The organism is Streptomyces sp. NBC_01257 (assembly GCF_035917255.1).
Taxonomy (GTDB): Bacteria; Actinomycetota; Actinomycetes; order Streptomycetales; family Streptomycetaceae; genus Streptomyces.
This window is the reverse complement of sequence record NZ_CP108472.1, coordinates 5,300,346-5,324,150: the sequence shown is the minus strand read 5'-3', so window position 1 is coordinate 5,324,150 and position 23,805 is coordinate 5,300,346. Positions and strand designations below refer to the sequence as shown.

General features: G+C 73.1%; 26 protein-coding genes. 4 read left to right on the top strand and 22 right to left on the bottom strand.

Features of this window, described 5'->3' with window-relative positions:
• Positions 1–13: 13 nt before the first annotated feature.
• Positions 14–418 (bottom strand): type II toxin-antitoxin system VapC family toxin, encoded by a 405-nt coding sequence (locus OG408_RS23055; RefSeq protein WP_266781442.1) that lies wholly within the window; start codon positions 416–418, stop codon positions 14–16.
• Positions 411–689 (bottom strand): type II toxin-antitoxin system Phd/YefM family antitoxin, encoded by a 279-nt coding sequence (locus OG408_RS23050; protein WP_266781440.1) that lies wholly within the window; start codon positions 687–689, stop codon positions 411–413. The genes OG408_RS23055 and OG408_RS23050 overlap by 8 nt, the downstream gene beginning before the upstream one ends.
• Positions 690–840: 151 nt before the next feature.
• Here OG408_RS23050 and OG408_RS23045 point away from each other — a divergent pair, with 151 nt between their 5' ends.
• Positions 841–1,533 carry a pyridoxine/pyridoxamine 5'-phosphate oxidase gene (locus OG408_RS23045; protein ID WP_326671704.1) on the top strand — a complete coding sequence of 231 codons (693 nt, stop codon included), beginning with the start codon at positions 841–843 and terminating at the stop codon, positions 1,531–1,533.
• A 13-nt stretch (positions 1,534–1,546) separates the two neighbouring features.
• Here the strand turns inward: OG408_RS23045 and OG408_RS23040 are convergent, their stop codons facing one another.
• On the bottom strand, positions 1,547–1,759 hold the full coding sequence (locus OG408_RS23040; protein WP_266781436.1) for a ferredoxin: 213 nt from the start codon (positions 1,757–1,759) through the stop codon (positions 1,547–1,549).
• 45 nt (positions 1,760–1,804) lie between these two features.
• Positions 1,805–3,052: a cytochrome P450 gene (locus OG408_RS23035; RefSeq protein WP_326671701.1), complete on the bottom strand. Its 1,248-nt coding sequence runs from the start codon at positions 3,050–3,052 to the stop codon at positions 1,805–1,807.
• A 169-nt stretch (positions 3,053–3,221) separates the two neighbouring features.
• Between OG408_RS23035 and htpX the strand changes: the two genes are divergently transcribed.
• A complete protein-coding gene (gene htpX / locus OG408_RS23030; RefSeq protein ID WP_266781432.1) occupies positions 3,222–4,133 on the top strand; it encodes a zinc metalloprotease HtpX in 912 nt (303 codons plus the stop codon).
• A gap of 25 nt (positions 4,134–4,158) precedes the next feature.
• Positions 4,159–4,743 (top strand): PspA-associated protein PspAB, encoded by a 585-nt coding sequence (gene pspAB, locus OG408_RS23025; RefSeq protein WP_266781430.1) that lies wholly within the window; start codon positions 4,159–4,161, stop codon positions 4,741–4,743.
• A 225-nt stretch (positions 4,744–4,968) separates the two neighbouring features.
• Here the strand turns inward: pspAB and OG408_RS23020 are convergent, their stop codons facing one another.
• From OG408_RS23020 to OG408_RS22935, 18 genes are all read right to left on the bottom strand, one after another.
• Entirely contained in the window at positions 4,969–6,039 is a 1,071-nt protein-coding gene (locus tag OG408_RS23020; RefSeq protein WP_326671699.1) for a hypothetical protein, read from the bottom strand.
• Positions 6,036–6,692: an RNA polymerase sigma factor gene (locus OG408_RS23015; protein WP_326671697.1), complete on the bottom strand. Its 657-nt coding sequence runs from the start codon at positions 6,690–6,692 to the stop codon at positions 6,036–6,038. The genes OG408_RS23020 and OG408_RS23015 overlap by 4 nt, the downstream gene beginning before the upstream one ends.
• Before the next feature lie 213 nt (positions 6,693–6,905).
• A complete protein-coding gene (locus OG408_RS23010) occupies positions 6,906–7,364 on the bottom strand; it encodes a GNAT family N-acetyltransferase (protein ID WP_326671695.1) in 459 nt (152 codons plus the stop codon).
• A 2-nt stretch (positions 7,365–7,366) separates the two neighbouring features.
• Positions 7,367–7,618, bottom strand: a complete 252-nt coding sequence (locus OG408_RS23005; RefSeq protein WP_326671694.1) for a DUF397 domain-containing protein — start codon at positions 7,616–7,618, stop codon at positions 7,367–7,369.
• Positions 7,619–7,813: 195 nt separating this feature from the next.
• Complete coding sequence (locus OG408_RS23000) at positions 7,814–8,974, bottom strand: NADase-type glycan-binding domain-containing protein (RefSeq protein ID WP_326671693.1); 1,161 nt, start codon at positions 8,972–8,974, stop codon at positions 7,814–7,816.
• Position 8,975: 1 nt separating this feature from the next.
• Positions 8,976–9,542: a phage tail protein gene (locus OG408_RS22995; RefSeq protein ID WP_266781420.1), complete on the bottom strand. Its 567-nt coding sequence runs from the start codon at positions 9,540–9,542 to the stop codon at positions 8,976–8,978.
• Complete coding sequence (locus OG408_RS22990) at positions 9,539–11,500, bottom strand: putative baseplate assembly protein (RefSeq protein ID WP_326671690.1); 1,962 nt, start codon at positions 11,498–11,500, stop codon at positions 9,539–9,541. Before OG408_RS22990 ends, OG408_RS22995 begins: the two co-directional genes overlap by 4 nt.
• On the bottom strand, positions 11,500–11,907 hold the full coding sequence (locus OG408_RS22985) for a GPW/gp25 family protein (protein ID WP_326671688.1): 408 nt from the start codon (positions 11,905–11,907) through the stop codon (positions 11,500–11,502). The genes OG408_RS22990 and OG408_RS22985 overlap by 1 nt, the downstream gene beginning before the upstream one ends.
• The gene (locus tag OG408_RS22980; RefSeq protein ID WP_285568515.1) at positions 11,904–12,221 is read right to left on the bottom strand and encodes a PAAR domain-containing protein; all 318 of its coding nucleotides are present in this window, start codon (positions 12,219–12,221) and stop codon (positions 11,904–11,906) included. Before OG408_RS22980 ends, OG408_RS22985 begins: the two co-directional genes overlap by 4 nt.
• A 57-nt stretch (positions 12,222–12,278) precedes the next feature.
• Positions 12,279–14,054: a VgrG-related protein gene (locus OG408_RS22975; protein ID WP_326671685.1), complete on the bottom strand. Its 1,776-nt coding sequence runs from the start codon at positions 14,052–14,054 to the stop codon at positions 12,279–12,281.
• The gene (locus OG408_RS22970; protein ID WP_266786365.1) at positions 14,051–14,725 is read right to left on the bottom strand and encodes a CIS tube protein; all 675 of its coding nucleotides are present in this window, start codon (positions 14,723–14,725) and stop codon (positions 14,051–14,053) included. The genes OG408_RS22975 and OG408_RS22970 overlap by 4 nt, the downstream gene beginning before the upstream one ends.
• 109 nt (positions 14,726–14,834) lie before the next feature.
• Positions 14,835–15,260: a phage tail protein gene (locus OG408_RS22965; RefSeq protein ID WP_266781410.1), complete on the bottom strand. Its 426-nt coding sequence runs from the start codon at positions 15,258–15,260 to the stop codon at positions 14,835–14,837.
• A 37-nt stretch (positions 15,261–15,297) separates the two neighbouring features.
• Complete coding sequence (locus OG408_RS22960) at positions 15,298–16,134, bottom strand: hypothetical protein (protein WP_326671683.1); 837 nt, start codon at positions 16,132–16,134, stop codon at positions 15,298–15,300.
• 2,179 nt (positions 16,135–18,313) lie between these two features.
• Positions 18,314–18,472: a DUF6760 family protein gene (locus OG408_RS22955; RefSeq protein WP_167535327.1), complete on the bottom strand. Its 159-nt coding sequence runs from the start codon at positions 18,470–18,472 to the stop codon at positions 18,314–18,316.
• Entirely contained in the window at positions 18,469–18,963 is a 495-nt protein-coding gene (locus OG408_RS22950; protein ID WP_266781404.1) for a hypothetical protein, read from the bottom strand. The genes OG408_RS22955 and OG408_RS22950 overlap by 4 nt, the downstream gene beginning before the upstream one ends.
• Entirely contained in the window at positions 18,960–19,400 is a 441-nt protein-coding gene (locus OG408_RS22945) for a phage tail protein (protein ID WP_124720830.1), read from the bottom strand. The genes OG408_RS22950 and OG408_RS22945 overlap by 4 nt, the downstream gene beginning before the upstream one ends.
• 68 nt (positions 19,401–19,468) lie before the next feature.
• Entirely contained in the window at positions 19,469–20,995 is a 1,527-nt protein-coding gene (locus OG408_RS22940) for a phage tail sheath family protein (RefSeq protein ID WP_326671681.1), read from the bottom strand.
• Between the two features lie 544 nt (positions 20,996–21,539).
• Positions 21,540–22,865: a COG1470 family protein gene (locus OG408_RS22935; protein WP_405404771.1), complete on the bottom strand. Its 1,326-nt coding sequence runs from the start codon at positions 22,863–22,865 to the stop codon at positions 21,540–21,542.
• Between the two features lie 202 nt (positions 22,866–23,067).
• On the opposite strand from OG408_RS22935, the gene OG408_RS22930 reads away from it, so the two are divergent.
• Positions 23,068–23,793 carry a helix-turn-helix transcriptional regulator gene (locus tag OG408_RS22930; protein WP_326671679.1) on the top strand — a complete coding sequence of 242 codons (726 nt, stop codon included), beginning with the start codon at positions 23,068–23,070 and terminating at the stop codon, positions 23,791–23,793.
• The last annotated feature ends 12 nt before the right edge of the window (positions 23,794–23,805 follow it).

The window sequence follows — 23,805 nt, the reverse complement described above, 5'->3', positions numbered from 1 at the left end:
TTCCGGCGCGGACTCACACGGCGACGACGGTGAGCACACCTTCCAGACCCTTGAAGTCGTCCGCGTTACGCGTGAAGAGCGGCAGCCCCCTGACCGAGGCGATGGAAGCGATCATCAGATCCATCCGCCGGGGACGAGGGTTGCGGCCGGCGGCGACGACGAGGGACACCATGCTCCCGTAACGAACAGCCGCGTCCCCGTCGAAGGGCAAAGGCTCGAAGTCGGCCACGGCGGCCCCCAGCTTCTCCATCCGCGCCGCCCGCCCGGCCGGATCCCCGGCCATCGCCACACCTTGCTGGAGTTCGGCCATCGTCACAGCGGTGAGCGCCGGAAAGGCAGGAAGATCCTCGGCGCGCAACAGGTCGAGGTCGATGTACGTGCAGGTGTCGAGGACCCCCGCACGGTAGCGCTCAGCCACGCGTCCGCTCCCAGGGATCGTCGTCCCCGGCCCGGTCCTCGTCACCGAACAGCTCGTCCGCTTCGCGACGCATCAACGCGCCGTCCACCCGGGGCAGCCGCCTGTGCCGGGCCACCAGCTCCTCCGCACTCAGGCTCCGCTTGCGCGTGAGCGGCCGGAGTTCCGCGACCTCTACCCCGTTACGCGTGATGTGGAAGATCTCGCCCTCCTCCACGGCGTTCATGACGTCCGCGGACCGATTCCGGAACTCCCGCTGCGTGATGGTCTTCATACGACCAGCGTAGCCCCCTGTGTCTCGGTGTGCTACAGCAATCGGTCCCTGCCATCGCCGCACCCGGCCCGCCGGGCAACCGGGCGAAATCCGGTGGCGCGGGATCCGGCCCGGCATCCCCGGACTCCGCCGCGCCAGGTGAAATGGCCACATGACCGACGCATCGGCTTCCGCCGCACACCGCGCCTTCCTCGACCTGCTCCACGCCCAGCGCGTCTGGGACGTCGAGCTGCCCGCCTTCGAACCGGCCACGGCGCCCTCCGCACCCCTCCCCCTCTTCCACACCTGGTTCGCCGAGGCCGTCGCCGCCGGGCAGACCGAGCCGCACACCATGTCGCTGGCCACCGTGGACGCCGAGGGGCTGCCCGATGTGCGGACGCTGATGCTGCACGACGCGGATGAGGCGGGCTGGCACTTCGCCACGCACGCCACCAGCGCGAAGGGCCGCGAGCTGGCCGCCCGCCCGTATGCCGCGCTCGGCCTCTACTGGCCCTCGCAGGGCCGGCAGGTCCGGGTCCGGGGCCCCGTCACCGCCTGCTCACCCGCCGAGGGCCGCGCCGATCTGCACGCCCGCTCGACCGGGGCCCTGGCCTCGGCGCTGGTGGGGCGGCAGAGCGAGGTGCTGGGTTCGACGGCGGAGCTCGACCGGGCGTCCGACGCCGCCTGGCGGCGGGCCGGGGCGGAGCCGGATGCCGAGGTGGCCGGCTGGACGCGGTACGTCGTCGAGCCGCGCGAGGTCGAGTTCTTCCAGGGCGACGCCCGGCGGCGGCACGTACGGCTGCGCTACCGCCGGGAGGACGGGGCCGGGGCCGGACCCTGGGTGCGGGAGCTGCTCTGGCCCTGACCCCTCCTCCACCTCAGGTCACCGTGATCGCCTGCACCGGGCAGGCGCGGGCCGCCTCGCCGACCAACGGGCCCGCCAGGTCGTCCTCGGACGCGGGCAGGAGCTCGCTGAGCCCGTCGTCGTCCTGGGTGAACACCTTCGGCGCGACGAGCGCGCACTGCCCGGCCCCGATGCAGACGTCCCTGTCGATCCCGATCGCGATGCCGGTCTCCGTCTCGTCGCGCATGTCCGTCCGTTCTTCCGCTCGGCTTCCGGTCACCGGGTCATCCCTTCACCACGTCACGGGCAGTTCGATGAGCCCCTGGACCGTGTCTCCCGGCTTGAACGGGATCTCTTCGGCCGGCACCGCCAGCCGCAGGCCGGGCAGCCGGTCGAAGAGCGCGGGCAGCGCGATCTCCAGTTCGGCGCGGGCGAGGTTCTGGCCCAGGCACTGGTGGATGCCGAAGCCGAAGGCGACGTGGTTGCGCGCGCCGCGGCCGAGGTCCAGCTCGTCCGGTGCCGGGTAGACGGCCTCGTCGCGGTTGCTCACCGCGGTGGAGAGCAGGACACCGTCCCCGGCGCGGAACGTCACCCCGTTCATCTCGATGTCCTCGACGGCCACCCGGGAGAGCCCGTCGGCGATGGACAGGAATCGGAGCAGTTCCTCGACCGCCGGGGCCATCCCGTCGGGGCCGCCCGCGCGCATCCGGGCCAGCTGTTCCGGGTGCTGGAGCAGGGTGAGGGTGCCGAGCGAGATCATGTTCGCGGTCGTCTCGTGGCCCGCCACCAGCAGGATCTGGGACAGCCGGACCAGTTCCTCCAGGTCCACCGCCCCGGTCTCCAGCTGTTTGGCGATGAGCTCGTCCAGCAGCCCGTCGCCCGGGTCGCGCCGCTTCCGCGCGATCAGGTCGCGGAAGTAGTCACCGAGTGCGATCCGCGCCGCCTCGACGTCGGAGCCCTCGGGACCGCGCAGCAGTCTGCGGGACTGCGCCTCGAAGAACTCGTGGTCCTCGTAGGGCACGCCCAGGAGCGCGCAGATGACCATCGAGGGCACCGGCAGGGCGAAGGCGCCGACCAACTCGGCCGGCGGTCCCTGCGCCACCATCGTGTCGAGCAGCCGGTCCACGGTCTCCTGGATCGCCGGCCGCAGCGCCGCCGTGCGCCGGACCGTGAAGCTCGGGATCAGCATCCGGCGCTGCACGTTGTGCTCGGGATCGTCGACGCCGATCAGCTCGACGCGCCGCTGGGTGGTCGTGGCCAGCCGCTCGGCGAAGAACGGGAACGCGGGGTTCTCCCGGTCGGACGACAGCCGGGGGTCCACGAGGAGCGCCCGCGCCTCGGCGTGCCCGGTCACCAGCCACACCGTACGGCCGTCGAAGAGCCGCACGCGGGACACCGACTCCTGCCCGCGGCTCGCGCTCGGATAGCCGGTCGGCGGGTGGTAGGGACAGCTGCGGTTCTGCGGGAAGGCGACGGCCTCGGATGGGGTCTCGGTCCCGGATGCGGCCTTGGCTTCGGTTTCGGTCTTGGTCTCCGTCATGGCGGACCTCGCAAGGAGAGGGGGGTGTCCTGCCGATCACTCCCTACTAGATGCCCAAGGCACCTAAACGGCTAGGTGCTGTTCGGCCAAATGCCGCACACCGCGTCTCTTATCCGCTTTCGACACCCGAGGAGCACTATGGGAGGCAGGCGAGGACTGGAGGTCACCGATGACCAAAACCCGTAGCCGGTACGCCCCCGACCGCGGTCTGACCACACGCATGCTCACCACCATGTTCCTGATCGGGCTGCTGTACGTGGTGCTGGTCGGCGTGCTGCTGGCCGTACTGCGCGGCGCCTGGCCGATCATCCTGATCATCACCGGCGGCATGTTCGTCGCCCAGTTCTGGTTCAGCGACCGCATCGCCGCCTTCAGCATGGGGGCCCGCGAGGTCACCCCCGAGCAGGCGCCCGAGCTGCACGGAGCGATCGACCGGATCTGTGCCCTGGCCGACATGCCCAAGCCCCGGGTGGCGATCGCCGAGAGCGACGTGCCGAACGCCTTCGCCACCGGCCGCAGCGAGAAGACCGCCCTCGTCTGCGCCACGACCGGTCTGCTGCGCAGACTGGAGCCGGAGGAGCTGGAGGGCGTGCTCGCGCACGAGATGTCACACGTCGCGCACCGCGATGTCGCCGTCATGACGATCGCCTCGTTCCTCGGCGTCCTCGCGGGCATCATCACCCGCGTCGCGCTCTGGGGCGGCTTCGCCCGCAACAGCCGCAGCAACGACCCCATGGGCATCGCGATCATGCTGATCCCGCTGATCAGCGCGGTCGTCTACGCCCTGAGCTTCCTGCTCACCCGGCTGCTCTCGCGCTACCGCGAGCTCTCCGCCGACCGCACAGCCGCCCTGCTGACCGGCCGGCCCTCGGCCCTCGCCTCCGCACTCACCAAGGTCAGCGGCCAGATGGCGCGCATCCCGACGGAGGACCTGCGGAAGGCGGAGCCGTACAACGCCTTCTACTTCGTCCCCGCCTTCTCCTCCAAGGAGAGCCTGAGCCGGCTGCTCTCCTCGCACCCGACGCTCGAACAGCGGCTGGACCAGCTGGCCCGGATCTCCGCCGACCTGTCCCGCCCCTGACCCCCACCCCGTGAGGAGTACGTCCGTGGGCCTGCTCGACAGCATCCTGGGCCGCAGCAAACCGGTCCGCCCCGACCTCGACCAGCTCTTCGCCGTCCCGTCCGCCGCCCTCACCCTCCAGGCGGCCACGGGTTTCGTCCCGACCGGCAACGGCTCGGTGTGTTTCGCGGGCGTCGAGGGCGCCACCTTCGCCCGCGTCCAGCAGGACGTACGGGAACTGCTCGACGCCGACACCGGGCGCGGCGGCGTCCCGGTGGAGTTCAGCCGGGACGCGTACGGCTACAGCTGGCTGCTCACCCGGCAGCCGCCCGATGACTCCGCCGCCCTGGTCAACGACCTGCACGCGGTCAACACCCTGCTCCAGGACGGCGGCTTCGGCCCACAGCTGCTCTGCTCGCTGATCGCCTTCCGCGACCCGGAGGGCCGGTCGCTGGCCCTGGTGTACCTCTACAAGCGCGGCACGTTCTACCCGTTCGCCCCCGTCCCGGGCGGCGACGAGAAACGGGACAACCAGCTGGAACTCCAGGTCCGGGCCGCCCTCGGGGACGACCTGCGGGTGGAGAAGGAGCTGGCCCGGTGGTTCCCGGTGTGGGGGGCGCCGGGGCTCTGAGACCCGGCGCCCCCTACGAGATCGTCAGGCCGCCGCAGGAGCGACCGGGGCGCCGTCCTCTCGGGCGTACGGGCCACGGTGACGGTGGCCACCACCCCGTTGCGCTCGATTCCGGCGCGCTCTCGGGGACGGCCCTCGGGTGGAGAAGGACCTGGGCGGTGGTTCCGGTGCGGGGCGTCAGGGTTGTGGGGGCCGGCCCCACGGGCGGTGACCAGGCGTGCGGCCTCAGTCCAGGTAGGTGTCGTACTGCTCGACATCACCGGGCTTGAGCTGCATCTTCGGGTCGGTCTTGATGCTGGAGAGCTCCGTGCCGAGGATCCGTCCGGTGTGCTCGTCGAGGATGATCGTCCACCGCACCGTCCCCTTGAAGTCCACGGCGTACGCCTGGCCCCGGCGTCCCGCACGGTCCTTGACCGGGCCGATGGCGTTCAGGCCGGACTGCTCGGCGAGCAGGCCGTCGATCGCGGCCGTCTGGGCGGGGCCGGGCGTCCAGTCACGCAGCAGCGCTTCCACGGAGTTCATCGTCCAGTACGCGCTGCCGCGGGTATCGGGGTTGTCCTTCGCCAGGTAGTCGGCGAGGCCGGGGACGGTGGTCGGGGGCGCGCTCCGGAACTCGGCGAGCTTCTCCCAGGACCCTGCCGGCAAGTGCGTACGCCGGACGACCTGGCCGTCCTCGATGTCCTGCACCTCACCGCTGCCGTCGGCGTTGAAGCGCTCGCGGGACTCGATCACCGGCATCTGCTCCGGCTTGTGCTTGCCGTCGTCCCACATCCCCAGTGCCCACTCCCTGCGGTGGGTCCCGCGGAGCGCGTCGCCCGGGGAATCCGCGAGGGCCGCGGCCCGCTTCGCGACGGTGGCGAGCGGCACGGTGGCCCGGGAGCCCTCCACCCTGAGCGGGGCGGGCGCGGCGACGGCCGTCTGACCGCTGCTGCCGGTGAAGGCGAACGCCGCCACGGTCGCCGCGACGACGGCGGCAGCCGCCCCGAGGGACATCGACCGGCCGGGCGTCAGCCATCCGAAGGCCGAGGGACGGCCGGCGGCGGCACGGAACGTGGAGGACTTCGCGGGGTCGGACGTGGCGGCCGAGTCGTCGGCCTCCCTCATCAGGTGGGCTTCGAGCTCCGCACGACGGGTGGGCGAAAGCCGGGGGGCGGCGGGCGGCGGGACCATCTCCCGCAACGCTGCGAGCTCGGAGCGGTCGCGGGCCTCCTGCCACTCCCGGCCCCCCTCCTCGTGGCCCGGGGCCGCCGGACGGGAGGACGGGGCGGCGGAACGGTTCCGGAACAGAGCGTTCATGCGAGGTTCTCCTGGGTGGTTCGAGCCAGAATGCCGTCTACGTGCTGTACTTGTCCGCTGCCTCCGGGGAGTTCCCGACCGGGCGCGCGCTGCGTGTCGTCGCGCCGGGTGGCCGGGTGGTCCACGGAGTCGCGCAGTTTGGCGCGGGCGCGGGACAGCCGGGAGCGCACGGTGCCGACGGGTACGCCCAGGGCCTCGGCGGCGGACGCGTAGTCCAGCCCGCCCCAGACGCACAGGGTGAACACCTCGCGCTCGGTGCGCCGCAGCCCCTTCAGCGCCGCCTTGGCCGCTGCCAGCTGTTCGGCGTCCGCCAGCCGCCCGGTCACCTCTTCGGCGAAGTCCGGGACGGCGTCCGATCGCGGCATCCGGGCCAGGGCTCTCTGGTGCCGACGGGCCGAACGAGCGGTGTTGCGCAGGACATTGGTGGCTATGCCCAGCAGCCACGGGCGCAGACTGACGGTCTCCTCCGGGCGCAGCCGCTCACGCGAGCGCCACGCCTCCAGGTAGGTGAGGGAGACGACGTCCTCGGCCGTGGCCCAGTTGCCCGTGGACCACAGGGCATGGCGGTACACGGCGTCCGCGTGCTCCCGGAACGCCTCGGCAAGCGCGGCCGGGTCACCGTCGCGGAGACGGGCGGGGGTTGAGTGAGTCACGTGGATTAATGTCCGACCGGTCCGGCGGGTTCCCGTGACGTGCGTCACGGATCCTGGGTGAAGGTGCGCCGAAGCCGGACTCGAACGTGACGGGTGGGCGGAGCGGCGCCTGGCAGCACCGAGTCTCCACGCTGTGCTGCCGCCACCACGATCGGCATGGACCTCCGCCCCGGCTCGGCGGACAGGTGCACCTCGGCGCTTGACCCGCCGATGTCACGGACGCACGGCGCCCGGTTCCTGCGGGCAGAGGTAGAACAGCTCCGGGTCGCCCTCGTCCAGGCCGTGGAGCAGGCCGACCGGGCTCCATCCCGCGCGTTGCAGCAGCCGCTGCATCGGCTGGTTGGAGACGTTCGTCGAGGTGAACAGCTTCGGGGCACTGCACGAAGCCGCGGCGTCCGCCAGCAGGCGCCCGCCCACACCTCGGCCACGGGCGGCGGGCGCCACCATCAGCATCGTGACGAAGCCCTGCTCGAAGAACGTGTACTCCACCACGCAGTATCCCAGGGGCCCGGACTCGTCCTCGGCCACGGCGGCGAGACCCTGCCTGCACCAGTTCCGGATGTTCCGGCGCCGCGCTTCGTCGCCTTCCGCCGCAACCGAGTCGATCCGGGCCAGCGCGTCGGCATCCGTCTCGCTCGCACGCCGCACGGCGAGCGCGTCCGCGCCGGGCATGATCAGCCGTTGACTGTCGCGTGGCCCAGGAACGCGGTCCAGGCGGCGGGCGCAACGGCGAAGGTGGGGCCGTCGGTGACCTTGGAGTCGCGGACGTGGACGGTGTGGGGGCAGGTGGAAACCTCTACGCAGGCCCCGCCCTCGTTGCCGCTGTAGCTGGACTTGTGCCAGTCGTAGGCGACTTCGAGGCAGGCACCGACCTCATTATTACTGTAGCTGGACTTGAACCAGGTCAGTCCGGGTCCGTGGCTCACAGTTGTCCCACCTTCGTCTCGATGATCTCCGCGGACTTCCAGGGGTTGAGCGCCTGGGCTCGCAGGATGCCGAAGAGGTCGAACATGTCGCCCACCTGCTCCGGCTTCGAGATCAACCTATCGCCGCCCTGACCATGGTCTTCCCACCGTTCGAGGCCCGGGAGTCCCCTGGCGGGGCGGGTGGCCCGGGCTTCCTCACGTCCGCTTGAAGTACTCGATCTCCCCGAGCGCGATCGACCGTCCGGCGCCCTGACCCGCCGCTTCCCGTACGACGAACCGGATGGAGACGACATCGCTGATGCCCGTCCGTATCGACTGCTCGCCGGGCTTGTCGGCGAGCGTCATGGTCTTCTCGTGGACCTTCCGGTCCTTCGTCGTGATGAAGACGTCGGCCAAGGTCGGCCTGGCGCCTCGCTGGAACGCCTCGGGCTTCGTCGACACCCCGGTGTGGACGGTGACGCCGACCAGCCGGAACGGCTTGTCGAACTCGGCGGTCAATGAGGCGCCGGCCTTCGGGGCGCCCCAGTAGGTGTTCGTCAGCCCGTCCACGGCCAGCTTCGCCGGGTGCCCGGCGGTGGCGGTGCTCGCCGTGACGTCGCTGGGGCTGATCTCCCCCGTACCGCCGAGCTTGTCCCGTACGTCCTCGAAGACGTAGCGCCCCGCCGGCACGAGCAGGAAGCCCGCGATCAGGAGCCCGACGATCAGCAGGGCCAGCACGCTCCCCCGCAGCAGACGCCCCGAGCCTGCCCGCACCTTGCGGTCGAACGGCCATCTGGTACGCCACCAGGGCAGCGGTTCGGCCTGCTCGCCCGGGTGGAGCGGCGTCGCGCAGCGGCCGCAGAACTTGCGTCCCGGCCGGTTGAGGGCCCCGCACGACGGACAGGGGAAGCCGTCCTTCTCCTCCTGCGCCGCCACCGGTCTGACGACGGGGCGCTGGGCGATCGGCACGCCGGGCTGTACAGCCACCACGGGCTCGTCCTCCACCGGCGGTTCCGGCCGAGCCGGGCGTACGGGGGCGGGCTCGGCCGGGGGCTCGGGGGGCGCCTCGGCCGTGCGGGGGCGCGGCGGCTCCGCCGCGCCCGGGGCGGGAGGCTCGGCCCGCTCCGGTGCGGGTGCGAGTGCGGGTGCGCGGCGCGGGGCCGGGACCGGGGGCGGCGGGGCGGTCTCGGGCGCGGGCGGGGCGGTCTCGGCCGCAGGCGGGGCGGGCGGCTCGGGGGCCGGCGGTTCGTCAGCCTCCGGTGCGGCAGCCCGGGTTCGGGCACGGCGCGAGGACCATCCCAGGTACGTACCGCAGCTTCCGCAGAAGTCCTCGTCCTCCTCGTTGGCGGCTCCGCACGCCGGGCACGAGCGCGTCACGTCAGTCTCCTGTTGTCTCGTCCGGTGCGCCGGGCAGGATCTCCACCCGGCAGGTGAGGTGAGCGGGGCACGAGGCCCGGACGACGGCCAGGATGCGGGCCTCGTCCACCGGGGTCCCGGCCGGTGCCCGGACCCGTACCAGCAGTTCCCCGGTCGGGGCCGGAGGGAGTTCGGCCCCGGGCTCCGCCGACCAGGCGGCGCCGCCGCCGTCGTGGATGTCGGCCTCGACGCCGAAGCAGAGGCGGAGGTGTCCGGCCAGGCCGCGGCGGGTTCCGCGCCACCGGTGGAGCTCGACGGCGCGGGCGACGGCGGCCCGGCGCAGGGCCACCGGCCACGCGGTGTCGATGTCGGCGCCGACCCAGGACGACAGCCAGGGCAGGAAGTCGTCCGGGGTCAGCGCGGGATCGAAGTACGCCGGGAGGTTGTCGAGGGTGGACAGGACGGGGGCCAGGACCGTGTCCAGGCCCGCCGTGAACCGCTGGGCGAGGTCGTCGTCCGCGTACAGGGCGGGCAGCAGCCCGCCGATCGGGTAGCGGCTCGGGAGTCCGGGGACCGCGGCCCTGGTCATGCGCGCTCACCGGCCCCGGCCGCCGTGACGACGACCTGGTGCTGGTGGGAGAAGACCAGCGCGTTGGAGGCCACGTCGATCCGGTCCGCCGCCGCGGACCGCCGCCCGGTGAGCGGGTCGGCGGGGAACAGCCGCACCTCGTCGACCAGCCGGACTCCGGGCACGTTCTGGAGTACGGCGAAGATCTCGCCGTACTGCACGGGACGGCCGAAGGGCCAGCCCGTCCGGTCCGTGCCGCCCCGCAGCGGGTCGATGTGGCGGAACAGCGCGTCGAGCGCCTCGGCGCGGACGCGGTCCACATCGCCGTCGGCCGCCACCAGTTCGGCGACCACGGTGACGCCCTGGTAGGCGGGCGGTTCCACGACCAGCCTGGTGCCGACCAGCCGCCGTTCGTCGAGCCGCCCGGCGACCGCCGACAGGACCGAGTCCGGGGGTATCAGCTGCTCGAACCGCAGCCGGCCGCCCTCGTCGGGGACCGCGTCGGGCACCACCAGGACGCGCACCGCACCGGCCTCGCCCGCGACGGCGGGCAGGCAGCGGACCCGGTGCAGCGAGGGCGCGGCCTCACGGGCGATGACCTCGTAGTCCTCGGCCGTGACCGCCCGTTCCTGGACCCGGAGGATGTTCGGCGCGCGCACCTTGGCGTTCGCGACGCTCTCGCCGTCGACCCCGCCGCGGGCCGCCTCGCGGTTGTCGACGCCTGCGACGTACGGCACCGAGCTGCGCAGGACGCGGATGGCGCCGCGGGCCACGTTCCCGGCGGCGCCGCCGCCCGTCCGGTAGCGCGGGATGCGGAGCTGGGCGCCCTTCGGGGGCACCGCCCCGTACGCACGCATGGTGCCGTCCGCCTCCCGCACCTCGGGCGGGAACGCGAACTCGCCCGTGGCGGCGTCGATCCGCATGTGCCGGTCGCCCGGGGACGAGGCGCCGAAGTGCTCCACGGGCGTCCAGACCTGCCAGCCGTCGGCGGAGGACACCTGGACGACGGGCGGCTCCCCGTCCAGCAGGAGCGGCACCCTGCGTACGGAGAACCGCTGGCCGGCGACCCCTTCGGAAGTGCCGAGCGGTACGTCGAGGACGGTCTCCGCGTGTTCGACGCCGGCGGTGCCGCCGACGGTGAACACCTCGGCCTCCCGGATCGTCGGCGACTCGGAGTAGAAGGGCTGGCCCGGTTCGGGCGCGGTGACCCGGCAGCGCAGCCACCCGGCCCTGATGCCGGCCGTCACCGACGCCGTGTGCCCGGCGGGCACGAACACCGTCACCTCACCGGGCCTGTTCAGGCCTCCCGTGCTGTCGGTGCCCGTCGCGCAGGGCACCCAGCGGGCGCCGTCCCAGGCCTCCCAGACGAGCGGCGGCTGCCGGGGGTCGACGCCGACGCCCTCCACCCGGCTGTCCAGACGTACGGCGACGATGCACCGCGGTACGGCGGTCGGCAGCCCGAAGAGCAGGGAGTCGCCCGGCTCCGGCCGGGCCTGGAAGCACGGGATGTCCTTGCCCGCGCCGAGCGGCGCCGTGCGGTCCGTCCGGTCCCCGGAGGCGGGGGCGGTGACGAGCCTGATCAGTGAACTGGGCACGATCGCCAGGTCCTCGTCGGTCGAGAAGACCACCGACTCCTCCGTCTCACCGCGGGCGGTGGCCACCTCCGTACCGGCGGGGAGGCGCACGGTGTCCGGCTGGGGGGCGGACAGCCAGAAGTCGACGTCGGCGCGGGCGGCCGTCGGCGGGAACAGCCGCACGCCCAACAGGTCCAGGAAGGCTGCGTAGTTGCGGTCGGGGACCCGGTTCAGCCGGTACAGCAGCTGGTCGACCATGTAGGCGAACGTCTCGATGAGCGTGACCCCGGGGTCCGACACGTTGTGGTCGGTCCACTCGGGAGAGCGCTGCTGGACGTACCGCTTGGCCTCGTCGACGAGTTGCTGGAAGCGGCGGTCGTCCAGGTTGGGCGAGGGCAGGGACATCAGGCGGCTCCCGATTCCGGGATGGTGTAGAAGGGGAAGACGAGGTTGCGCAGGTCGTTGGTGGACCGCACGGTGTAGTGCACGTCGATGTAGAGGGTCCCCTCGTCGACGGTGTCGAAGGCGACCACCACGTCCGCCACCTCGATGCGCGGTTCCCAGCGCTCCAGCGACGCCCGCACCTCGTGCGCGATGCGCCCTGCGGTGGCGCCGTCGCCCGGCGCGAAGACGTAGTCGTGGATGCCGCAGCCGAACTCGGGGCGCATCGGCCGCTCCCCCGGTGCGGTGCCGAGCACCAGCCCGATGGCCTCCTCGATCTCCTGGTCCCGCTCGACCATGCCGATGCCGCCGGTGGAGCCGACCCGCAGCGGGAAGCCCCAGCCGCGTCCGATGAATCCGCCCCCGCTCACAGCGGTCCTCCGATCAGGACGTTCGGCGCACCGCTGATGATCTTGGCACCGCAGCTGGTGGTGTCTCCCATGCGGGCGGCCGGCAGCCCGCCGATCAGTACCCCGCCGGCGGCCAGGGCGGCCGGATTCGGCAGGACGACGTTCCCCGGGCCGAGGAGCGCGTGCGGGGGGACGACGCACACGTGCAGGCTGCCGGTGACGGCGGCCGGCCTGCCGCCGATCAGCACGGTGGCGACGGCCACCGCACCCGGTGGCGGGGTGCCGATGAGGCCTCCGTGGACGGTGCTGTCGCCCGTGCGGGCTGCGGGGGGCATGGCTGCTGTTCTCCTTGCTGGGCCGGGTGTTCGGGGGCGGACGGGGCGGTTCGGGTGTCAGTTGATCCGGATGAGCCTGGCCTTGAGCACGGCGAGCAGTCCGCCGTCGACGGTGACCCCGGTCCTGCCGTTGACGGTCACCGAGGCCCCCTTCACCTCCACGTTCCCCGTGCCGGCGTCGAGCGTGATCCCGGACCGGCTCAGGGACAGGGAGCTCAGCACCCGGGAGGTGCCGCGGGCGAGCACCTTCAGTGCGATCTCCCCCCGCCGCTCGTCCAGGGTGACCTCCAACTGCTGGTCGCCGGTGGCCAGTCGTACACCGGACGGGCCGCGCGGGGCGTCCAGCAGCTCGATCCGGTTGCCCGAACGGGACACCAGGGAACGACGGTTGACCTTTCCGCTGGTCGGGTCGACCAGCGGCACGTCGTGGGGCGACGGCCTGTCGACGCCGTTGTAGAGGCCGCCCAGCACATAGGGGCTGTCCAGCAGGCCCTGCTCGAAGCCGACGAGCACCTCGTCGTTGACCTCGGGGCTGAACACCCCGCCGCCGCCCTGGCCGCCCCACTGCACCGTACGGACCCAGTCGGACACGTAGGTGTCGTCGAGCCAGGGGAACTTCAGCCGCACCGAACCGCGCTCGCCCTTGCCCCGGCCCTCGCGGATGTCGGTGACCACCCCGGTCGCCAGGCCCGGCATCCGGGGGCCGCGCAGGGCGCCGTCGCCGCCGGTGAGCCCGGCCAGGGAGCGGTCGGGCGAGGAACTGACCAGGACGGTCGTGCGGTAGCCGCCGTGCGGGTCGAGGACGTGGTGGGCCGCCGTCGCCGTGTACCGGCCGGCGAACGCGGGTCCGACGTTGCCGAGGGTGACCGGTTCGCCGGCCCGGAGCCGGGGGTTTCCCTCGGCGACCGCCTCGATCTCCCCGAAGCCGGAGCTGACCCGTGCGGCCACCGCGCCGGCGACCGCACCGGCCTCGGCCTGGGTCCGGTACGGGGTGTCGGCGACCGTCATCCGGGCCTTCCCCCCGAACGCCCCGGACGCGACGGACGGGCTCATCCCGGGGACCACCGTGGTGCTGCGGACGGACTGCTCGCGCGCCACCAGCCGGGTCTTGGTCTCCACGTCCCAGCCGCGCACCTCGACGCTGTCCGCCCCGTCCGACCCGGTCAGCACGGCTCGCAGGGCCAGCAGATTGCGCCCGTACTCCAGCACCATCGGACTCTTGGCCGCCGGTGTGGACGGCGAGGGCGCGGAGGACGCGGGCTTCGGCTTCACGAACTGCAGCAGGCCCTTCTCGTCCACCCGCACCTGCGCACCGCACTCGCCCGCCAGGTACTGGAGGAAGTCCCAGTCCGAGATGTTGGGCTGGGTGAGCTGCTTGTACATGACGGGCGCCGCCTCGACCCTCCCGCAGGGGAGCCCGGCGCCGGCGGCGACCTTGCGGACGATGTCGGCGGCCTTCATGTTGCGGAAGGCCACCACCTTGCGTCCGCGCCGCAGCCGGTGGGCCCTGGAGTAGGCGCGGACGACGGTGAAGGAGCCGGTGGTGTCGCTGTCGAGCTCCAGCGCGGTGACCTCACCGGTGAACAGCCGCTCGCGCGCCCGCTCCCGGACCGTGACCACCGAGATCTTCACGGGGGTGCCGATGGTGATCCCGGTGGCGGTGAGCAGCGTGTGGTACGGGTCCCGGTACGTCAGCACGGCGGTGTCCGGCAGACCGACGTTCTCGTCGACCACACAGCTGACCAGCTGGGCGGCCCAGGCCTGCGGAAGCTCGGCGGGCGCCTCCACGATCGGGTCGGCGGCGAACGATCGGGCGGGTGCGGTTCCGGTCACCGGGCGTCCTCCGCGGCATGGTCTTCCAGCCCGGGCACGAGGAGTTCCGTGCCCGGGGCCAGTTGCATGGGGTCGTCGATGTCGTTGGCCTCGGCGATCGTGCGCCAGGCGGTGGCGTCCCCGTACTCGCGCCAGGCGAGCAGCGGCAGGCTGTCACCGGCGACGACCCGGTGGGTACGGCGGGCCTCCCGCGATCCTGACGTGGGGTTCTGCCCGGCCGGGTCGACGCTCGCCTCCTCGATGGAGAGGGAGCAGGTGGCACGCAGCGGCTTCCCGTCGACGTCGAACAGCGTGTACGAGACGGAGAGACTGGACAGCACCCCGTCGAACGACGTCGTCTTCGCCGTCCCCCAGTCGAACCGCACCCAGGGGCTCGACGGCTTCTTCCGGCCGAGGCTGCTCGGGGTGGGCACACAGGCCGTCATCAGCTGCTCCACCGCCTTCTCCACCGAGTTGTCGTGGGTGGCGGTGGCGTCCAGGAAGACGTCCAGGGACAGCGAGCGGGGTCCGCTGCCGACGAACTCCGGCAGCGCGGACTCACCGGCCGTCCGGGAGGGCGTGCGCCGCCACTCGGTGCTCTTGGTCAGGGAGAGCGTCGCCGGGTTGAACTGCAGCGTGAGCCGGGCGAGGGTGCCGGCGGGCTTCGCACCGACGTCCGCCGGCGGTTCCATGATGGTCAGCTGGGCACGGGCACGGCTCGTGCGGGCAGTCGCTGCCACGGTGCTCCTCCTTCCTGTACGTCTGCGGCGCCGGCCCGGGCACGGCGGAACGGGCGGGCCATCAGGAGGGCACCAGCCCTTCGTGCGCGATCTCCAGGGTCTCGATCGCCGCCTCGGAACTGGACGGGTCGAAGGAGGGCCCCTGCCAGCGCACCGGCACGATTCCCTGGATCTGCCAGCTGATGATCCGGCTGAGGTCGGGCCGCAGTGCGACGATCTCGCCGTCCTTGCGCTCCACCCGCCGGGTCGTCTCGTTGAGCCATCGCGCGATCTTCAGCGTGTCCGCGGTGACGGGGCGGGTCAGCGTGATGTTGGTCCAGGTGATCCGCCCCGGCAGCTGCCAGGTGAAGTCGTTGTTGCCGCCCTCGGCGTACTGCTCCAGCTCCACCTCGGCGCCCAGGCCCGAGCAGGTGTGGAAGGCCCCGAGGTCGCTCCCCCCGATGGCGAGCTTGAAGAACACGCTCGTCGCGAAGATGTTGTCCGTCATCTGCTTCTCTTCTTCTCTGCGTGGGCGGGAGGCGGATTCACCGGCGGCCGTCGTACGGCCGCCCGGAGCGTTCCCGTCCTCTGCGCAGGTCCGCCCGGATCAGCCTGCTGACCGGGTCGATCAGACGGCGGGCGAGTTCCTCGATGTCCGGGCCGGCTGCCTCGTTCCTCGCCGGCGTGCCGGTGGTCTCCGGTGCGGCCGGGGCGGGGCCGGGGACGGACCTCGGCTGGACCACCCGCACGGGGACTCCGGACAACCCCGCTTCGGCCACCGCCCGCTGGAGCGCCCGGGCCGACGGGCCCGGGGCCCGGTTGCCGGTGCCGGGACTCCGGGGAGCGGCGCCGCCCGGACCACCGCCCCGGGCTCCGCCGCCCGGGCCTTCACCGGATCCGGCCGGCGCGGGGCGCGACGCGCGCACGGTGAGGTCCGGCGGTCCGGGCGGGGCAGCGGCGGCCGGTACCGGTCCGATGGCGGGGACGCCGGTTTCGGGAACCACGGGCATCGAGAACCGCTGCACCGGCACGGCGTCACCTCCGGGCCGCGGCGCCCCCGGCGGATGCGGGCGCACCACCGGGACGGGCGGGGCGGCGGGGGCGGCGTGCGGTGCGGGGGCGGAGGCGTGGGTGGGGGTGGGGGTGCCGGCTGGGGTGGGCTGTTGGGGGTCTGGTCGTGCCGGTGTCGGGGTGGTGGAGCGGCCGCCCCAGCCGAACCGGGCGGTCCGGCTGGGGCGGTCGGTGGCGGAGCGGTCGAACCGGCCTGGACGGTCGGCGCGGTCCGCGTCCGCCATGCCGGTGCGCCGGGCCTTCGTGGCCTCGGGTGCCGTGCCCCGAAGGGCCGGGGATGCCGCGGCGGCCGTCGAGGGGCCGCCGGGCACGGCCCGTTGGACGGGCGCGCCGCCGGGCGGCGTTCGCTGCTCCGGTCCCGCCGCCCAGGCAAGTGGGGTCCGGATGGCCGGAGTTCGGGCGGGGGTGGCCGGGGTTACGGACCGTCGTTCGGTCCCCGGTCCCGTCCCTCGTCCCGTCCCTCGTCCCGTCCCTCGTTCCGTCCCTCGTTCCGTCCGGCCGGTGCCACTGGCCGGCTGCCCTTCGGGACCCGGCTGCCGGGCGTCCCGCCGCCAGGTCGCCGGTACGACGGGACGCGTGGCGGCTGCCGACGCCGGCGCCGAGAAGCCCTCGGCCGCGCCGGTGCGCACGGTCAGCGTCCTTCCGGCGAGCAGGGCGCGCGACCGCTGGACCGACGGCACGGAACCGGCTGCCGTTCCGGACGTACGTGGCGCACCTGCCGTACCTTTTGCGCCTGCCGTTCCCCCCGTGGTGATCCGCCGGACCCGCACCGGGGCGGGTGGGACAGCCCGGGTGGTCGAGGTGGTCGGGGCAGTCGGGTTCGCGGACGTGCGGGTCGTGGTGTCCGCAGCACGTTGGACGGCCGCCGGAGGCAGCGAGGGGGATGCGGGCCCGGCGGCGGGCCCGGCCGGCGCGCGCAGCGGCATGTCGGGGGTCGCCGCGGGCGAGGCCGGGGCGGATGACCGTGGCGACGATGACTCACCCATCGGAGCGCCGACCGGCAACGGACCCGTGGCCCCGGGCCGCGCGCGGCGCGGGTCGCCCAGCAGCGGGGCGTCGGGCGAGGGACCGGCGGTTGGCGGGAGCGCGGGGAGGGGCGCGCCGAGCCCGCCCCGGGTACGGGCCCGAGCGCCCGGACCACCGGGGGCGGGCGTCCGGTGCGCGGAGGCGGGCGGGCCGTCGAATGCGGACCCGTCCGTGGGCGGCGTGGTGGGCGCGGACGGCGCACGCTGGACGGACGGCGAGGAACCGGAAGTGGCAGAACGGGAGTCGGTGGGACCGGAGACGGGACGGGAAGCGGGACCGGAGGCCGTACTCCCGGACGCGGCGGGCCCGGACGCGGCGGGCCCCGACGTGGGAGCCGCGCCGGGACGGGAAAGCTGACGTTCGCTCGCCAGCCGCCCCGCGTCCTGCCGCCCCGATGCCCCCCGTTCCACGCTCTGCGGCTTCCGTTCGGCCGACGACGTCCCCGGGGCTGCCCGGCCCCCTGACGCAGCAGCCGAAGCAGCCCCGGCCGCCGACTCCGGCGTCTGCCGCTGGACCACAGGAAGAGCCGGCTCGCCGGGCACGGCCGGTGCAACAGATGCGCCACCGCCAGCGCCCCCGCTCCCGCTCTGGCCGGAGGGCGTGAAGAGGGCCGCCCCGGGCGGGAGTTCCCGCAGGGGCTTGCCCAGCGCGGGACGTACCGGAGGTGCGGCGGGCGAGCCCGCGTCGCGCTCCGGCCGGGCGGCGGGCAACCGCTCCCCGGGCCCCGTACGGCCGGCGTCGTGGGCGCTGTCCGGCGCGTCGGACGCCACCTCACCCCTCCTGCTCACAGACGGAGTTGGTACGAACGCGGCGAGGCTCCGCAGGGCCGTTGCCGGGCGGCGGGCGACGACCAGGGGCGGCGCGGTGCGCCGGGGGCGGACGGCCGCGGGCCGCGCCCGCGGTGCCGCGGCTGCGGCGGGCGCCGCCGCGGAATCGGCCCCGCTCCGGGTGGCCGTGTCGTCGGGGCCGGGCCGCCGTGTCGTCGGCCCGCGCCCGGTGGACGCGCGGCCCGGGGTCTCCGGCACCGAAGCCTCGGACACCGGCGGCCGGACGGCCTCCTCCGGGGCTCCGGCCGCACGCAGGAGCAGGGGCGCTCCGGGTGCGGATGTGCGGGCGGCACCCGGCCGCGCCACACCGTGGATGAGGCCCACCGGTGCGGAGGGCAGGACGGCATGGCCGAGCTCGCCGCCGTACGCGATGTTCTGCCACGAGGCGAGCCGGGACCGGAAGCGCAGCCCGTCGCTCACCCCGATCGAGGACCGGGCGACGGTCACGGCCGGTGGTGCGACCCGGCGCCAGCCGCCGTCCCAGTCGGCGTCCGGACGCGCGGCCGGCCGGGCGGTCTCCGGCGCGTCCGCGGACCGCGTACCGTCACCGGCGCCGTCCTCCGCGGGCCCCGGCGCGGGTGCTGCCGCGGCCTGCCGCCGGCCGCCCCTGCCGAACCAGTCCCTGAACTCCACGCCCTCACCCGCTCTCGTTGACGCGGGTGTTGATCCGCGCTATCTCCCTCACCCACTCCTGCCGCTCACCGTGGGTGAGGTCGAGGATGTCCTCACGCTGCCAGTGGAAGTGGTAGGCGATGTACGCGAGCTCCTCCCGCAGCCGGGAAGGCGCGTACGTCACGATTCCCCCAGGCGTTCACCCGAGAGGTCCACCTCGAACGACCCGTGGCACAGCGGGCACGTCACCGCGGCGTGGGTGTGGCCCTCGCTGTTGATGCGGCGGTAGAAGTCCTGGAGGAACGCCACATCGGTGGCGTACATCCCCTCGACCACCCCGGCGTGCACGTCCGTGACGGTGCCGAGCCGGGTGATCACCTGGCTGAGCAGCACCACGCTCAGGTACGCGGGGTTCTCCTTGACCCGCAGGTCGATCTGCGGGCGCAGCTCGTCCCGTGCCGTGGCGAGCCGCATCGACCCGCTCCGGTGGACCCGGCCCTCGTCGTCGACGTATCCGCGCGGGAGCTCGAAGTCGAACTCCGTGCGCATGTCCTGACGGTCCCGCTCCCTGGCGGGCGGGGGCGCCGGGGCGTCCTCGCCCGGGGCGGGTGCGGCGGCGGCGAGGCTGTCGAGGACCTCTTCGAGGCCGCCGCCGGTAACGGTCCTGCGCCTCATTCGACGACGATCTCCTCGAAGGTGATGGTGACCGTCTCCGTCGCCGCGCTGGACTCGCCGGCCTTCAGCGAGGGGCCCTCCCACTTGCTGGCCCAGCCCTGCATCAGCTGGATGCGGCGGACGGTCTCACCCTTCGAGTCCTTGATCTCGATGGTGAGGTTCTGCCGAGCGGTGTCGACGGCGCCGTTGTTCAGCGTCTCCTTGATCCACTTGGTGAACTCGCTGCTCTTGTCGAGCCCGCGGGTGATCGTCACCTCGCCGGCCTGCCGCGCGCCGGGCTGCTTGCGGATGATCTGCTTGCCCTCGGCGGTCACCTGGCGGACCTCGACGACTTCCTCCTCGACGGTCAGACCGCTGATCTCCTGGATCGACTCCACGAGATAGCCGCCGAGCTGTACGCCGAAGACGTGGGTGGAAAGAGCATCGCCCTCTGCCATGACTGTGTGTCACCTGTTCCGTTCGTTGCCTGCTGGGGTCACTGCCCGCCGGGGACGGCGGGTGCGGGTCACTCGTCGACGAGGCTGGTGCTGTCCGAGAACTGCGAGAGCCGGAAGATGACGAACTCCGCGGGCTTCACCGGGGCGACGCCGATCTCGCAGACGACCTGGCCGAGGTCGATGGACTCCTGCGGGTTGTTGTCGCGGTCGCACTTCACGTAGAAGGCCTCTTCCGCCGTCCGGCCGAAGAGCGCGCCCCGGCGCCACTCCTCGGTGAGGAACGCGGTGACGTTGCGCCGGATGCTCGACCAGAGACGGTCGTCGTTCGGCTCGAAGACGACCCACTGGGTGCCCAGGAGGATGGACTCCTCCAGGTAGTTGAAGAGCCTGCGTACGTTGAGGTAGCGCCAGGCCGGGTCGGAGGAGAGCGTCCGTGCGCCCCAGATCCGGATGCCGCGGCCGGGGAAGGCACGGACACAGTTGACGCCGATCGGGTTGAGCAGGTCCTGTTCGCCCTTGCTCAGGCGGAGTTCCAGGTCCAGCGCCCCGCGGATGACCTCGTTGGCGGGCGCCTTGTGCACCCCGCGCTCGCCGTCGCTGCGCGCCCAGACCCCGGCGACGTGGCCGCTGGGCGGGATCAGGGTCTGCTGGCCGGTCGCCGGGTCGAGGACCTTGAGCCACGGGTAGTAGAGGGTCGCGTAGCGGGAGTCGTAGCCGGCGTCCTCGTTGCGCCAGGTGCGGACGCGCTGGGCGTTCATCCCGGGCGGGGCGTCCAGCACGGCGACGCGGTCGCCCATCTGCTCGCAGTGCGCGATGACGGCCAGCTGCACGGCCCTGACGCCCTCGGCGTCGATGTCGCCGCGGCGGTGGGCGCTCATCAGGTCCGGGACGGCGACCATGGTGATCTCGTCGATCGCCTCCAGCGCCGCGATGCCCGTACGGGCCGACGCGTCGCCCACGTACTCGCCCGGGCCGCCCGGGACCGTGCCGCCCGCTTCCGGGGCGGCGGGAGCGAGGGAGAGGCTCTGCTTCTCGGGGCGGGTCTGCGCCGCACCGGGCTGCTCGGTGACCTCGATGAGCTTGGACTGGCGGGCCTGGGTGACCAGGTAGCCCTTGACGTTCTTGCGTACGGAGGTGTCGTAGCTCTCCGCCACCTTGCCGCCCTGCCGCACCAGCAGCCGGAAGCGGTCCTCCGGCGGGTTCTCGCCCTCGGGGTCGGCCACTTCGACGGAGAGGCCGTCACCGGCGCCGGGCCGGGCGGAGATCAGGAAGCCGCCGACGGCGACGGACGGCGCCGTCGCCGGCGCCTCGCCCCGCGCCGCGTCCTCGGCCGGGCCGCCGATGCGCACGATGTACGCCGCGCCGCCGCCGTTGCTGAAGTAGCCGTGGACGGCGAGCGTCAGATACGTGTCGGGAGTGAAGGTGCCGAAGGACGAAACGTACTGGTCCCAGCTCGTCACCAGCGTCGGCCGGTGGAAGGGGCCGGTCTCGGAGAACCCGACGAAGGCTGCGACCGCGGTGCCGACTCCCTCGATGGGCCGCGCTCCGGACTGCACCTCCTCCACGTATACACCTGGGGTGAGGTACGACGGCATGCTCGCTCCTTCGGGTGGTCAGTCGTTCGCCTGTTCAGTCTTGCCCGGCGGTGTCTGCGGGCAGTAGGCCTCAAAGTCCTGGCCCCGGGGCAGGGCGGCTGCCTTCCCAGGCACCCCGGCCGCCCCGTGAAGGCCCTTCGCCGCCGCGGGCGTCCGCGGCCGTCCGCGGGCGGCGGGAATTCCTCGCCGCCACTCACCCGATCCGGCGCCCCAGCAGTTAGTTTCAGCCAGAAACTACTCATCGCGCACGGCCGCGGCGGCCGGATTCCTACGGTCGGTCCGGAGCCCGGGAGATGCCGGTTCGCGTCGCCGAGCCGGGGTGTTCGCGGACCGGCCGAATCCCGCCACCCGGGAAATACCGGGAATCACCTGCCGAGGACCGGCATTCACCAGTCACGACGCGCTCCGGCGATTCCGTTCCCGATTCCGGGCGATGTGTGGAAGGACACACTCCGACAAACGGTCATGTGAAGGTTTCCGCTGGCAGAACCCCTGTTTGTTCACGCCAACGGAACGGACGGGAAGGAATCCGGCGCTATCGTTCCTACGGCGCGATATCGCTCAGCACACCACTGACATTGAGTACTTGATGGCATTCGGAGGCCTGCGTTCCGGTCGCCGGAGTCCCTGGCTTGGAACAGGTCACGGAAGCCGTGACCGCTGCGTTCTCCGGTATCCGAATGGGGGTGACCCAGTGATAGTCCTGGTTGCGGAACGTCTCCAGGGCAATGGTGGTGATCTTCCGCTCCCCGAAGGAGATGGTCAGCACCCCTTCGTCGCCCTGGAAGTTCGCCACCACGATGTCCGTGACGCCGAATACCTTTCCTTCCGGGACCCGGTACGTCCCGTCCTTCTTGGCCCCGGCACCCGTCTGCACGTCGATGGTCTCGGAACTCTGCTGGGTGTTCGCCGTGCCGCCGCCCGTCGAGCCGGAGCCGCCGTCGGCGGCGCCCCCGCTCCCGGTCTGGCCCGTTCCGGCGGTCTGCCCCTGACCCTCGCCCTGTGCACCGCCGGTGCCGCCGCCCGTGGCGCCGCCTGCCGCCGCACCGCCCTGCGGTGTCTGCCGGTTCTCCTCCTGCGCGGCCTTGGCCCCCGCCTCCTTGGCGGTGCTGCGGACGGCGGGCCGCACCAGCGCGAACCACGCCAGCAGCAGCGCGATGAGCGCCGCAAGGACGATCAGCAGCCACTTCGGCAGCAGCGGGAGCTGTGCGAACTCCCCGGGCAGGGGCTCCGGCCGCTCACGCTGCTCGCCCTCGGCGCCGGCCCCCTCGCTCTCCGCCACCGCGGCCTCGAACGGCCAGGTGACCGGGGCGCCGAACCAGATCAGCTTCCGGGCCCGCACCCGCAGGCCCGCGTCGGCGGACTCGCCCGGCTTCAGGCTCCGGCGTTCCGGTGCGAAGGCGAGGCGGAGCTCCTCCCCCGCCTGCTTTCCGCCGAACACGACGTCGACGGGGGTGTTCCCCCGGTTCTGCACCGAGGTCCGGAACCGGGCGCCCAGCCAGCCCCTGCGCCGGCCCGGCTCCAGCTTCGTCCGGAGCTCGTGGAAGGGCTCGACGACCACCGTCGCCTCGGGGACGGCCACCGACTCGGGGTGCTCCGCGGGCAGGACGCGTACGCCCAGGGGGACTTCGCCCGCCGCGACCTCGTGGGACCGGGGCGGCGCGAGCCGCACCGTGACGGTCTCGGAGGTGCCCGGGTAGAGCGAGACCCGGGCCGGCTCCACCGTGGCCCATGCCGCACAGTCGCCGACCACTTCGAGGGTGTACGCCTCGACGATGTCGCCGTCGTTGCGCACGGTCAGCGTGGTCGTCGCCCCGGCGCCCGGCGACACCGTCACCGTGGCTATGTCGAATTCGGCAGATGTGGTCACGATGCGACGCTAGGCCGCGCCCCGGCCCCCGCAGCAGAGGCGGGAGGGCAATGTGCGGGCAGGTCCGGTGCCCCGGCAGCCCCTCCGCGCCGCGTCCTGCCGCCCCACCCCCGGGCCAGGTCGCCCTGTCCGGTCACGGCACGAACGCGCACGACGCCCGACGTATCGGACACCGGCGGAAGCAGTTGAGGAAGACGAGCACATGACCATGACAGAAGTGACGAAGACAGCGGCGCAGACCGGCCGCGGCCCCGGACCGGTGGCGCCCGGTCGCCCCGCGGAGGGCGCGCCCGCGGTGCCCCCGGCGGGCAGGGTCTCGGTGGCGGTCTACGCCGAGGACCTGATCCTGCGGACCGGCATGGTGCACCAGTTGCGCCTGCGGCCGGAGATAGAGCTGATACCGGAGGAGGAGGCCGACCGCGCGCAGGTCTCCTTAGTGGTGGTGGACATGGTGAACGAGCCCACCGTCCAGCTCCTGCAACGCCTCCAGCGCAACACCTCCACCCGTACCGGCCTCGTCGTCGGCCAGTTCGAGACGGGAGCGCTCCAGACCCTCATCGAGTACGGCGTCGCCGCCGTGCTGCGGCGCGGGGAGGCCGACCAGGACCGTCTCGTCCATCTGGTGACGGCGGTCGCCAACGGTGAGGGGGTGCTGCCGGGCGACCTGCTCGGCAAGCTGCTCAGCCATGTCAGCAGCCTCCACCGCACGGTGCTGGACCCCCGGGGGCTGTCGCTCTCCACCCTCACGGCGCGGGAGGCGGAGATGATCAGGCTGGTGTCGGAGGGGTACGGCACCGCGGAGATAGCGCAGAAGACGTCGTACTCCGAGCGGACCGTCAAGAACGTGCTGCACGAGATCACGGCACGGCTGGAACTGCGCAACCGGGCCCACGCGGTGGGCTACGCCATGCGGCACGGCCTCATCTGAGCCGCCCCGGCC